Source organism: Streptomyces cacaoi (genome assembly GCF_006539165.1).
In the GTDB taxonomy this organism is placed as follows: domain Bacteria; phylum Actinomycetota; class Actinomycetes; order Streptomycetales; family Streptomycetaceae; genus Streptomyces; species Streptomyces cacaoi.
Map to the genome: position 1 here is coordinate 14629 of NZ_BJMM01000035.1, position 12003 is coordinate 26631.

At 67.6% G+C, this 12003-nt stretch carries 8 protein-coding genes, 1 tRNA gene and 2 pseudogenes; 7 read left to right on the forward strand and 4 right to left on the reverse strand.

The window, feature by feature from the left end; translation table 11 throughout:
• The first annotated feature begins 156 nt into the window (after positions 1 to 156).
• Together SCA03_RS25780 and SCA03_RS25785 are read left to right on the forward strand one after the other, a co-directional pair.
• Positions 157 to 732 (forward strand): TerD family protein, encoded by a 576-nt coding sequence (locus SCA03_RS25780; protein WP_030886747.1) that lies wholly within the window; start codon positions 157 to 159, stop codon positions 730 to 732.
• A 159-nt stretch (positions 733 to 891) separates the two neighbouring features.
• Complete coding sequence (locus SCA03_RS25785; RefSeq protein ID WP_086817968.1) at positions 892 to 1389, forward strand: hypothetical protein; 498 nt, start codon at positions 892 to 894, stop codon at positions 1387 to 1389.
• A 25-nt stretch (positions 1390 to 1414) separates the two neighbouring features.
• Here the strand turns inward: SCA03_RS25785 and SCA03_RS25790 are convergent.
• Together SCA03_RS25790 and SCA03_RS25795 are read right to left on the reverse strand one after the other, a co-directional pair.
• A pseudogene (locus tag SCA03_RS25790) lies at positions 1415 to 2701 on the reverse strand (glycoside hydrolase family 27 protein); the annotation flags it as partial.
• A gap of 340 nt (positions 2702 to 3041) precedes the next feature.
• Positions 3042 to 3707 carry a pentapeptide repeat-containing protein gene (locus tag SCA03_RS25795; RefSeq protein ID WP_086817967.1) on the reverse strand — a complete coding sequence of 222 codons (666 nt, stop codon included), beginning with the start codon at positions 3705 to 3707 and terminating at the stop codon, positions 3042 to 3044.
• Between the two features lie 175 nt (positions 3708 to 3882).
• On the opposite strand from SCA03_RS25795, the gene mltG reads away from it, so the two are divergent.
• Complete coding sequence (mltG, locus tag SCA03_RS25800; protein WP_030886736.1) at positions 3883 to 4662, forward strand: endolytic transglycosylase MltG; 780 nt, start codon at positions 3883 to 3885, stop codon at positions 4660 to 4662.
• A gap of 68 nt (positions 4663 to 4730) precedes the next feature.
• Here mltG and SCA03_RS25805 read toward each other — a convergent pair whose 3' ends face one another.
• On the reverse strand, positions 4731 to 5570 hold the full coding sequence (locus SCA03_RS25805; protein WP_141275687.1) for a hypothetical protein: 840 nt from the start codon (positions 5568 to 5570) through the stop codon (positions 4731 to 4733).
• 962 nt (positions 5571 to 6532) lie between these two features.
• Between SCA03_RS25805 and SCA03_RS25810 the strand changes: the two genes are divergently transcribed.
• Positions 6533 to 7900 (forward strand): hypothetical protein, encoded by a 1368-nt coding sequence (locus SCA03_RS25810; protein WP_141275688.1) that lies wholly within the window; start codon positions 6533 to 6535, stop codon positions 7898 to 7900.
• Between the two features lie 858 nt (positions 7901 to 8758).
• Positions 8759 to 9286 (forward strand): annotated as a pseudogene (locus tag SCA03_RS25820) (site-specific integrase); the annotation flags it as partial.
• A gap of 92 nt (positions 9287 to 9378) precedes the next feature.
• Here SCA03_RS25820 and SCA03_RS25825 read toward each other — a convergent pair.
• Positions 9379 to 9452, reverse strand: a tRNA-Thr gene (locus SCA03_RS25825).
• A 661-nt stretch (positions 9453 to 10113) separates the two neighbouring features.
• Here SCA03_RS25825 and SCA03_RS25830 point away from each other — a divergent pair.
• Both SCA03_RS25830 and SCA03_RS25835 read left to right on the forward strand, forming a co-directional pair.
• On the forward strand, positions 10114 to 11241 hold the full coding sequence (locus tag SCA03_RS25830; protein WP_030882899.1) for an ABC transporter ATP-binding protein: 1128 nt from the start codon (positions 10114 to 10116) through the stop codon (positions 11239 to 11241).
• 337 nt (positions 11242 to 11578) lie between these two features.
• The gene (locus SCA03_RS25835; RefSeq protein ID WP_086817977.1) at positions 11579 to 11992 is read left to right on the forward strand and encodes a hypothetical protein; all 414 of its coding nucleotides are present in this window, start codon (positions 11579 to 11581) and stop codon (positions 11990 to 11992) included.
• The last annotated feature ends 11 nt before the right edge of the window (positions 11993 to 12003 follow it).

The following is a 12003-nucleotide window of genomic DNA, read 5'->3' on the forward strand; positions in this document are numbered from 1 at the left end:
GAATCGGCGCCGGAACCCCGGCGTAGGTAAAGAAAGCAAAGAACCTGGAACCCGCCCGTCCCCCGGCTGCGTTGTGGTGATTGTGAGGTCCCGACCTCGCGCCGGTCTCCCGGAGACCTCCTGCCAGCGCAGTTCACGAACAGAAGGGCATCCCCAATGGCTGTAAGCCTGTCCAAGGGCGGCAATGTTTCGCTGACCAAGGAGGCACCGGGCCTGAGCGCCGTCACGGTCGGCCTCGGCTGGGACGTCCGTACCACGACCGGCACCGACTTCGACCTGGACGCCAGCGCCATCGCGGTCAACCAGGAGGGCAAGGTCTACTCGGACCAGCACTTCATCTTCTTCAACAACAAGGCCACCCCGGACCAGTCCATCGTCCACACCGGCGACAACGTCACCGGCGAGGGCGAGGGCGACGACGAGCAGATCAACGTCAACCTGGCCGCGCTCCCGGCCGACATCGACAAGATCGTCTTCCCGGTCTCCATCTACGACGCGGAGAGCCGCAGCCAGAACTTCGGCCAGGTCCGGAACGCGTTCATCCGCATCGTCAACCAGGCCGACAGCAGCGAGATCGCCCGCTACGACCTGAGCGAGGACGCCGCCACCGAGACGGCCATGGTCTTCGGCGAGCTGTACCGCAACGGCGCCGAGTGGAAGTTCCGCGCCGTGGGCCAGGGTTACGCCTCCGGCCTGGTCGGTATCGCCCAGGACTTCGGCGTCAACGTCTGAGTTCCGGCACCGCGGCGCTGCCGCGCCGTACCGCCGGCAGGGGGCGGGGCGCCCGCCCCGCCCCCTGCGCACGCCTGCCCCCGCGCGCCCTCGCGCCCGGGCACGCCTGCCGCCGCCCGCCCCGAAAGCACCGGGCACGCCCCGTGGGACGATCGCCCCGTGCTCGACATCGGCTACTCCCTCTCCCACCGCTTCCCCGACCCGCCGCAGACGGACTACGCGACGGCGGACATCCACGCGCTGCGGCACGATCTGTTCTGCGGTGACGTCCACCTCGCCGACACCGCCGCCGACCGCGAACTGTCCACAGCCTGGGGATGGGTGCCCGTCCTGGACTTCGCCTGGGCACTGTGCGACATCACCGAACGGCTCGACCGCGACCCCCTCGGCAACAGGTCTCCCGGCCCCCAGCGCGCCGAACTGGACTTCACCGAGTCGACGGACGCGCTCCGGTTCACCCGTCGCTTCGGCTGGGTCGAGATCACCGCCGACTGGACCCCGGACGGCGAGGAACCGCTGACGTTCTCGCACACCGAACTCCGCCGCGAGGCCCGGGACTTCCTGCACGACCTGCTCGCGGACCTCACCGAACTGCACGAGGGCCTGGACGCCAATCCGGCCCTGTGGACCCTCGGCGCCCGCTACCCCCGCGTCTGACCCGCGCCCGGCCCGCTCAGCCGGCGGCCGCCACCCGCAGCAGCACCGTCCCGTGGGCGGGGACGGTCGCCGACAGCTCGCCCTCGGACGTCCCGTCCTCGTGGCTCCACAGATCCCGGACGGCGTAGGAGTCCGCCTCCGGCAGGCCCACCTCGGCCGCGTCCGTGGTGATCTCCTGCTCCTGCCCCGTCTCGTTGAAGAGCGCGACGGTCCGGCTGCCGTCGGACATCTCCTTGCTGACGACCCAGCGCCCGTCCTGCCGGGAGACGACCTCGCCCTGCCTGCCCAGCGGATCCTGGTCGACGGCGATGACCTCCTCGTTGCCGAGGATCTCCATCGTCGCGTCGTCCGCCGTCCGCAGATCCGTGCCGATGAGCAGGGGCGCGGCCATCACCGCCCACAGGGAGAAGTGGGTGCGGTACTCGGTGTCGGTCATCCCGCCGTTGCCGACCTCCAGCATGTCCGGGTCGTTCCACCCGCCCGGGCCCGCGTACGCGGCCAGTGCGAGGTTCTTCTTCGCGATGCCGAGCATGCTGTCCCAGTTGTCCGCGATGTCCCCGGTGGTACGCCACAGCTGCCCCAGCTCACCGGCCCAGGTCCACGGCTCGTTCTCGCCCCACTCGCAGATGCTGTAGACGATGTCGCGGCCGGTCGCGTCCAGCGCCTCCCGCATCGTGGTGTAGCGCTCCTGCGCGGGCACGCCCTGGTTGTTGCAGTTGTCGTACTTGAGGTAGTCGACGCCCCAGTCGGCGAACTGCTGTGCGTCGCTCTTCTCGTGGCCGAGCGCGCCCGGCATGCCCGGACTGTCGTTGCAGGTGTGGGTGCCGGCGCTGGTGTAGATGCCGAGCTTCAGCCCCTTGGCGTGCACATAGTCGGCGACGGCCTTGATCCCGTCCGGGAACCGCTCCTTGTGCGGGACGAGCTTGCCGTCGGCGGAACGCTCCGGCTCGGCCCAGCAGTCGTCCAGGTTGATGTACTCGTAGCCCGCGTCCCTGAGCCCCTTCTCCACGAAGAGATCGGCCGTCTCCTTGACCATCTCCTCGTTGAAATCGGCCCCGCAGTGCGTGGCGTTCCAGTTGTTGAAGCCCATGGGCGGGGTCAGCGCGAGCCCGTCGTCCGGGGCCGCGGGGGTGGCGGCCGCCGGTGCGGCCGTCGCGCCGGTGCTCGCGGAACCGGCACTCGCCGGGGCCGCGCCCGCCGGGGACATCAGGGCACCGCCGCACAGCAGTACGGCGGTGACGGTTCCGGCCGGCACGGTTCTCCGGGACCGGTGCGGCTTGCGGGTGGTACGGCCTGGCACGGTGGGGGTCATGCGGCGGTCCTCCTCGCACGTCATCGCGTGTCCTCACACGTGCGTCACGTGCCAGGGAAGACCGGCCGCGCCGACCCGCACCGGCCCGCTTCGGCGCGGGCCGACACACAGCAGCGCGCACGCCCTCGCACGCTTCTCGCACGTTCGTCGCACACCGTTCGCCGTCGCTCGCCGCCGCGCCCACGGGCACCGCCCGGGCACGCGCCGACGACTCAACTCGCCCACCGTAGAGTCCTGTTCGGGCATGTTGGAAGACCGCTGACAAATGTTGATTTCCGTGCGGCTTCTGTACACCCCTGCCGCACACCGGCCGACGCCCGCGCACTCACCGCCCCACGCCTCAGAACTCCACCCGCACCCCCAGATGCGCCGCGAACGCCGGTGCCAGATCCATGAGTTGACCCGTACTGATGACGGCGCCCGACAGATGCTCCACACCCGTGACGATGTCCAACTCCGTGGCGCCCCGCAGATCCACCTCCTTCATCCGCACCTGGTTCAGCTCCGCACGGCGCAGCGCACAGTCCCGGAAGGCCACCCGCTCCAGCGCCGCCCCCGAGAGATCCGGCTCCACCAGCACACACCCCTCGAACACCACGTCCGCCAGCCGCGCCTGACGCAGGTTCAGGTAATCGAACTTCCCGCCGCGCACCAGCACCCGGTTGAGCCGCGCCCCGTGCAGCTGCGTACCGCCCAGCCGCGCGTCCCGCAGCTCCACATCGCGCAGCTGCGCCCCGGCGAGCCGCACACCGACACCCCGCACCCCCTCCAGCACCGAGTCGAACAACCGGGCGCTGCCCAGCGACGCCTCGTCCAGCGTGCAGCGCCGGATGCCGCAGTCCATGAACGTCGCCCCGCTCGCCTGCGTACCGGCCAGATCCGCGTCCTCGATCAACAGCCCGTCGTAGTCCCCGTCGGGCTCCAGCCCCTGCCCGTCGTACGGCCGCAGCTCCGGCAAGGTCACCCTCGGCAACTGCGCCTCACGCACCGTGTCTCGCTTCACCATCCCCCCATGGTGCCCGTCCGCAACGACGCCCCCGCCCACCCGAACCGCACGGTTGACGCCCCACCCGCGACGCCTCGCGCGCATGCGCTCCGACGCACCGCCGGAAATATCGCCCCGTCCCGTGATGTGGCTCCCACCCGCCCACGAGGCCACCCAGAGGCTCTAGCGTTCTCGTATGACCACGAAGCGGACGCGAGGACTGATCGGCACAGCCCTGGGCTGCGTGCTCGCGGTGGCGGCAGCCGCCGTGCTCATCGTGCTGAGCCGGCAGGAAAGCAGGCCCGCGCCCCTGACCATCCACGAGGGCTGGCGCGCCGGCCAGGTCTACGCCGCGGTCGACGACGCGCTCTCCGTCCCGCGGGGCACCACCCGGAAGGCCGCCGAAAAAGCCGGGCGCAAGGGCCGCCTGAAGCTCCCGGACGCCGCCCACGGCAACCCGGAAGGGTTCTTCTACCCGGGCACCTATCCCCTCGACAACGACACCACCCCGGCCCAGCTCGTCGCCACCATGACCCGCACCGCCCACAAACGCCTCCCCCGCACCGGCGGCGACGACTACCCGACGCTCACCATCGCCAGCATCGTCCAGGCCGAGGCGGACACCCCGGAGAACATGGCCAAGGTCGCCCGCGTCATAAAGAACCGCATGGCCAAGGACATGCCGCTCCAAATGGACTCCACCCTCAACTACGCCCTCGACCGCTCCACCCTCAACACCACCTACGCCGACACCCGCATCGAATCCCCCTACAACACCTACCGCCACAAGGGCCTGCCCCCGACCCCCATCAACAGCCCCGGCCCCGACGCCCTCCACGCCACCAAGAACCCCGCCGACGGCGACTGGCTCTACTTCGTCACCGTCAAACCGGGCGATACGCGCTTCACCCACGACTACGCGCAGCACGAGAAGTGGGTCGAGGAATTCAACAAGGAACAGAAGAAGAGGAGCTGAGGGGCCGGCAAAAGGGCGGTGCTCGGGCTCCAGGAATTCCGACACACACATCGAAGGCGCCGGAACCGTCAGCTCTCCTCATCACCGGCACGCTCCTGCCCCGGCGTGAGCACCGACCTCAGCAAATCCTCGGCAGCACCCAGGCGTGCACGCAGCTCCGAGACCACCACGTCGCTTTCCCGCCGACCGCTTTCCGCCTCGCGACGCCGGCTCTCCTCCTCACGCGCCCAGGCGAAATACAGCTCCACTCGACGGGTGTGGAGCCCGTTCAGCCTCTCCAACAGCGAGAACCGCTCCTCCCGAACCGCCCGCAACTCGTCCTGAAGCCGCTCGATACGCCGGCTGTGTTCCTGCCGCTCGGCCTCCAAAGCGGCCAGCCGCCGCTGTAGTTCCTCGTTACGGCCCCGCTCCCGCCCCAGCTGTTCGAGCAGCTCGGCAAGCCGGTCGGCGAGATCGGCCCGCACCTCCAGCGCGAGCAACAATTCCTTACGCGTCTCCCCCTCGCGACGACTGCGCTCGGCGGCCCAACCGTTCAGATCCTCCTCAGCGGCGTCGAGATCCGGCAGGGTCAACTCCGCTGCCGACGACGGCGCCTCCTCCCCCTCGTCCTCCCCGGCACCGGGAGTGGGCAGCTCCAACGGCGACGCCTCGTCGCGGACGGCGACCCACAGCTGACGGAACTCGTCCAGCTGACCGCCCAGAGCCTCCACGACCAACTCCAGCGGCCCCCAGCCGGGCGGCTTCTCGCAGCGCAGCACGCTCCCCACCGTCGTATGGCTGATCGCCTTCCCGGTGCGCTGGGCGACGACCCGGAAACTCGGCTCGCCCGCCTGCCGGTGCAGCAGCTGAACCCGGTACCTGAGCCGCCCCAGCACCGCCCCCGCCGCACTCTCCTCCGCTCCCGGCACCCCCACTCCCCTCCACACGCCACGAAGCCGCCCCGCCAACCCCGGATCCCGAGCCCCTGCCCCGTCAACTCCCGTCAGCCTGCGGCCGGAAGCGTCACATCATGGCGGCCGGCGTACGAGTCCGGTAGTGCGCGTCCAGCCCCGTACACCCCGCAGAACGACGCCCGAGACTGGAGGAACCAACCACCACCCGACCCCAGGAGCCCCACATGACCCCCTACGCCCTCCTCCCCCTGACCACCCCGCCGGCCCTCACCTACCCCTGGCCCAACAACCCCACCCGCCACACCCGAGCCCGGCAAGCCCTCCACGCTGCGCTGCACACCATCGAACGTGGACGCCCGCGAAGGTGACACCTCAACCACTCCTCGCTTGCACAAACAACTGCCACACGTGAAGAGCCGTAGCCACCCGTAGCGATCCCCCGGTTGCGGCTCCGCCGCCACACAGCACGAAAAGGCCCCGTCCCACACCCGGGACGGGGCCACTCACCTGCGGAAACCCCTGGGCTGCCTGTTGGATTCGAACCGATGACCTTTTGTTTACAAGCTGTGGAGGGGTGGGGCGGTGACGGTCATACCGGCCGCCAGGGAGTGTGAGGCAGTCAGCGTCAGGCGGCGCCGGTTGCTGGGGTTGCTGTACTTCGTTGCTGTATACCAACCCGGGCCGTGCCGTCTGCTGGCCCTGTGTCCTGGCTGTGCTGCCCGTGTCCTACAGGGCACCTCACCGATGGCCTGTCGCGTGAGTGATCCTCTGCTGCTGCGCGTGGGAGTCATCACGCAGTGATACACGGACCCCGGAGGCCTGATCGTGATCGCCCCTCAGAGGGTCTTCGACAGGTAGCAGGCACACCCTGTGCCCCGAGAGGCAGCCAGTACCGGCCATGGTGCGGAAGGGGGACACCTACTCTGTACTGAGCAGGAGGAGTTGGACTCTGACGACCAATCACCGTGGGAGCGTTGATGGTGTACGTGATCACCCTGACTGATGCCGACCAGGAAGAGCTCCGCGGAAAGCTAACTGGTCCACAGGCATTCACATGGAATATTCCAGGGAGAACTCGTCGCACTTTCGAAAACTCTGACCCAAACTTGGCATTTATCTTCGTGGCCGACGAAGGGTGGAAACCATCCTCGAAGGATGGAAAATACAGAGAGAAGGTTTCCCTTCGCTGGATTGGCGCGACCTTGACTCCACTTCACCAAAAATCAACCTCTCTAGATTACCGCGCACACATCAAACTCGTCCGCCCGGTGACCCGCCCCGTAACACTCGCTGATATGTCAGCAGTACTTCGCAGGCACGAAGGCGATCACCTAGAGGCAGCCGTTACTGAATATCCCGGGGTTCATCAACTCGGCGTAGATCTCAAAAATGCAGCAATCGGAGCCCTAAATTACCTGCGTCCGGAATTGCAGGAACTTCTTCAATTCCTGGAAGTCGCCGTCGATGCGGACACATTGGATAGTGACGCTCCCGAGGATCAAGCATGGCGTGAAGAGCGAGATGCTATGCGAACAATCCTACGCATCGGACAGTTTCCAACCGCCCTGGCTGGCGTATGGCGTAGGCCCCGTGATCGCCATGATCCATACCTGGCTGGCCTCATGCGCGACCCTACAGAAGCTTCACTGATGGAACATGATACGCGCTTTTTCGGAGACTGGATGGCAGGAGACCGCCCGCAGAGAAGGTGCGACATCCAAGTGTTTACGGATGGTAGGCGCAGGCTTGAAGTAGCTAATGTGAACGCCACGCGGGTAGAGGGGAGACTAGGTACTGACTTGATCTACTACCACCACGGTACGCACAGTTTCACACTTGTTCAGTACAAAAAGCTGGGGCCACGAAAAAATCCTCTTTACGTTGGCCCAAATGATCGACTTCATAGTCAGCTGGATCGTCTTGATGTTGTTTCAGGGATAAGCCTGACCCCGGAAGCTGCACGCGATTGGCGACTGTCGAGTGATCATTGCTTTATAAAGCTGGCCCATTGGGCAGAAGATGACTTCGCGGGCGATGGCGCCCCCACATCGGGGATGATCTTGCCTGTTCCTTATGTGCGTCTACTTCTCCAAGACCCCGCGACTGCCACTTCCGGAAGGGGCCGGCTTCTCGGCTATCAACAGGTTGAACGCTATCTGACCAACACTCAGTTCATTCAACTTGTCCAGGATGGTTTTGTTGGAAGCGTCGGTGTCGACATTGAAACACTGAGAGATATTGTGGACGAAAGAGTAGAGCAGGGGAATGGTGTAATGCTGGCTGCTGAGGATAGCCGTGAAACCCCTGCGGAAAGAAGACGCAGAAACCATTCGCGCGGCGCATAGGCCAGCGAAGCGACCGGGCTGAGTTGTATCGTCGCGAGAGAAGAGAATAGTCACTCGTTTAGCGGTGACTGCTCTTCTTCCTCACTTTCCCACACCGGCCGAGGGCTTCGCGATTCCAAGACAGCCCTTGCCGACAGCAAGGAAAGTCAGCCACGACGGCGAGACAGTCGCCTGAGCACCTGAACGTGCGTTCCCCAGCCCCCACCGGCATCAACACGCCTCCTGGTCTTTGCCCCGCAGACGCCTCCGCGAAGCCTCGGCTGGCCACTCGCGGATGGCGGGACCGGACAGCTGACCGCGACGAGACCGGGTGCCGCGGCACGAGCCCTGTCGGCCTCGTGTGCTTGGCCTTGCTCGTGTTGACGGCGTCGGTGAGCAAGCCGTGTATGACGGGGCGGTTCGAACTTCTGCGACGGGGAGATGGGGCGCTGGGTCGGGTTGCGCGCTGAGCGGCCCGGGGCGGCGCGAGCGTGGCGGAGACAGAAGTGGGCGGCGACCACGGGGCACTGGCGCGGGCTCGCGTCAGCGGGCCGCCTTGAAGTCGTAGAGAAAGTTGTTAGGCACGCGGCCCGTGGACTGGTGGTGGCGTGTGTGGATGCAGGAGTAGGTAGATGACCGGCCTTGCCATCCAAGTGACGGTCATCGTGCGCTGGTTGAGCGTGAGAGTGATGGGCCGGCCCTCGGTCAAGGTGCGGGAGGCCTGGTCCCTGGTCGAGCCAGGTGCGGGCCATGCGGTGAGGCTCTTCGTCCAGACACGCCGCGACCACCGTGAGGCTGACATTGATCCAGCGCAAGACCTCATGAGGGCTGTAAGCGTCGAAGAGCGCGAGGCAGAGTTCGTTGAGGTGGCACTCACAGCAGTCCATCGACTTCGACGCCGGAGAGCTGTACATCGATCACCAGCTCCAGCGCGCGGGCCGTGAGGTCCTGCACCGGGAGACGAAGACGGAGGGCCCGGAGGACTTCCCCCCCCCTGCCGGAACTCTGCCTCGCAGCGCTGCGGCAGCGTCGCCAGCAGCAACAAGAGGACCGGGAAGCGGCCGAAGAGCTCTGGCAGGACGTGCATGGGCTCATCTTCACCACTCGCTACGGACACCGATCGAGCCCGGCAATCTCACCCGGGCCTTCGCCGTCCGCATCCGTCAGGCCGGCGTCCGCGCGATCCCGCTCCGGAGCACCCGGCACACCACCGGTTCCCTCCTCGTCGCGATGAAGGGGCACCCCCAGGTGGCGCAGCGGATCTTGCGGCACTCCAAGTTCACGATGACCTCCGACGTGTACTCGGAGGCGAGTGACGAGGAGATCCGCGAAGCACTGCAACGCCTCTCCCGCGGCTTCGGCCAGAGCCCGCCGGACGACCCCGAGGAGTCCGACGAGGACTCGTAGCGGTCCGTAGCGATCACCACGGTTGCTGTACTCCGCTGCTGTACGGCAAAGAGGCCCCGCACCGATCCCGGTACGGGGACTCTGACCTGCGGAGCCGCCTGTCGGATTCGAACCGACGACCTTCTGTTTACAAGACAGATGCTCTAACCAGCTGAGCTAAGGCGGCCTGCGCGCGGGCGCGTCTGAGCAGTGTACCCATCGGGGCGGCAGGGCGGGGACGAGGTTTCGGTCCGGCCGTGGGGTGTGGGCGGCGGTGGGCGTCCGGCAGGTCCTGCTCGGGGGCACAGGGGCAGAGCGGGAACAGGGTTTCGGGTTCGTAGGCGAGGTGGGGCACGTCGTCCGAGGCGAAGTGTGGAGGGTGTACCGGTTGGAGCAGAAGTCGGGGGCGGAAGGGGCGGTCGGCCGGGGTGGGTGCCGGGGGCAGGAGGCCGTCGGCGGGGAGCAGTGAGGCGTGTGTGCGAGAGGGGTGGAGCAGGTTCCGTCCGGCTGAACGGCTTGCGGGGGCAGCGCCATCGGGCATCGAGGCGCCGCGGGCCGGAAGGTGCAAGGTGCGGGCGGGGGCGCAGGAGGCGCGGGCGGAGTGGTGGGGGGGCGGCGCTGTCGGGGTGGGAGGAAGGGGGCGGTGTCCGGGATGTCCTGGTCGGGGGTGTAGGGGTGGGGCGGTGGCCTGGAGTTGATACCGGACCGTCATCTGTCGAGGTGCTGACAAACGCGGGGGGCCGGGCTAGCGTCACGGCAAGTTCGCCGGTGGAGTGGTCCATCGGTGGGCACACCTCCCTTTACGACGGATCGTCCGGCACGTACCTGCCGGTGAAGGAGAAACGAACATGGCCACGGTCACCTATGACAAGGCGACCCGGGTGTACCCGGGTGGCGACAAGCCGGCCGTCGACAAGCTCGACATCGAGATCGCGGACGGCGAGTTCCTCGTCCTCGTCGGCCCGTCCGGGTGCGGGAAGTCCACCTCGCTGCGGATGCTCGCGGGGCTGGAGGACGTCAACGAGGGCAGTATCCGTATCGGTGACCGGGACGTCACGCATCTGCCGCCGAAGGACCGGGACATCGCGATGGTGTTCCAGAACTACGCGCTGTACCCGCACATGACCGTGGCCGACAACATGGGCTTCGCGCTGAAGATCGCGGGTGTGCCGAAGGCGGAGATCCGCAAGAAGGTCGAGGACGCGGCGAAGATCCTGGACCTCACCGAGTTCCTGAGCCGTAAGCCGAAGGCGCTCTCGGGTGGTCAGCGGCAGCGTGTGGCGATGGGCCGGGCGATCGTCCGGGAGCCGCAGGTGTTCCTGATGGACGAGCCGCTGTCGAACCTGGACGCGAAGCTGCGTGTCCAGACGCGTACGCAGATAGCCGGGTTGCAGCGCCGGCTGGGCATCACGACCGTCTACGTCACCCACGACCAGGTCGAGGCCATGACGATGGGCGACCGGGTCGCGGTGCTCAAGGACGGTCTGCTGCAACAGGTCGACAGCCCGCGCAACATGTACGACAGGCCGGCGAACCTCTTCGTGGCGGGCTTCATCGGCTCTCCGGCGATGAACCTCGTCGAGGTCCCGATCACCGACGGCGGTGTGAAGTTCGGCAACAGCGTGGTGCCGGTCGAGCGGGACGCGCTCAAGGCCGCGGCCGACAAGGGCGACAGCACCGTCACGGTGGGTGTCCGCCCCGAGCACTTCGATCTCGTGAACGGCGACGGCGACGAGTCGAAGAAGCTGGCCAAGGGCGAGAGTGCGGGCGTCGCGGTGACGGTGAACGTCGTCGAGGAGCTGGGCGCCGACGGCTACATCTACGGGACGGCGGACCTCGGCGGGGAGACGCGTGACCTGGTCGTCCGGGTCTCGGGCCGCAACGTGCCGGAGAAGGGCTCGACGGTGCACATCGTGCCGCGCGGCGGCGAGACCCACGTCTTCTCGACGTCCTCCGGCGAGCGCCTCAGCGACTGACGTCGTACTCGCCTCGTGCCGGCTGCCGTGACCGTACGGCAGCCGGCACGCGTGTGTGCGGGGCGAGCGGCGTACGCCGCACCCGCGCGGGGCGGGCGCGCGCGTCCGTGCGGCAACCGGCGTGCGCAGCTGTACGGCGGCCGGGTGGAGCAGGGGCCAAGTCCTCGACTCCGACCGGCCGTTGCGTGTAGAGAGTGTGCGGAGGCGACAGCGGTCGGCCGGGGCGCCGCTCGCGTGCGGGGCCGGACCGGGAGCCTTCTCGAACAGGCCGGGACACCGTCGCTCGTTGTGGTGACAAAATGTCGCCAAATCACTACAGGTCGCTACCATCGCGAGCGTGAACCACGCAGCCCGCCGAATCGGCCGATCCCTCGCCCTTGTTCTCCCGGTCGTCCTCGTCCTCTCCGGGACGCTCGCCGTCGCCCGCGTGCCGTGGGCCACACCGGCGGAGTCCCAAGTGGTCACCGCCTCCGCGGAGAAGGCGTCGACGCAGGCGAAGTCCCGCGCCCCGCAGGACGTTCTCCGCGAACGACTCGTCGCCGAACTCCAGGAGAAGGACCCGGGAGTCGCCCTGACGAGTCTCCAGCGCGAGATCACCCGCAAGCCCTCGCTCGCCCGCCACTGCATGGCCATCGCCCGGGCGCTCGGCAAGGCGGCCGTACGGAAGTACGGCTCCCCGCAGCGGGCCCACCGCTTCGCGCGGCCCGTCTGCGACACCTCCTTCGCCTACGGCATCGGCCAGATGAGCTGAACGGGCCCCGC

Bases quoted from the DNA above. Each gene is read 5' to 3' on its own strand.
- SCA03_RS25795 (WP_086817967.1), bottom strand. From the start codon at position 3,707: ATGGTGAAGCGAGACACGGTGCGTGAGGCGCAGTTGCCGAGGGTGACC.
- SCA03_RS25810 (WP_141275688.1), top strand. From the start codon at position 6,533: ATGGTGTACGTGATCACCCTGACTGATGCCGACCAGGAAGAGCTCCGC.
- mltG (WP_030886736.1), top strand. From the start codon at position 3,883: ATGACCACGAAGCGGACGCGAGGACTGATCGGCACAGCCCTGGGCTGC.
- SCA03_RS25830 (WP_030882899.1), top strand. From the start codon at position 10,114: ATGGCCACGGTCACCTATGACAAGGCGACCCGGGTGTACCCGGGTGGC.
- SCA03_RS25780 (WP_030886747.1), top strand. From the start codon at position 157: ATGGCTGTAAGCCTGTCCAAGGGCGGCAATGTTTCGCTGACCAAGGAG.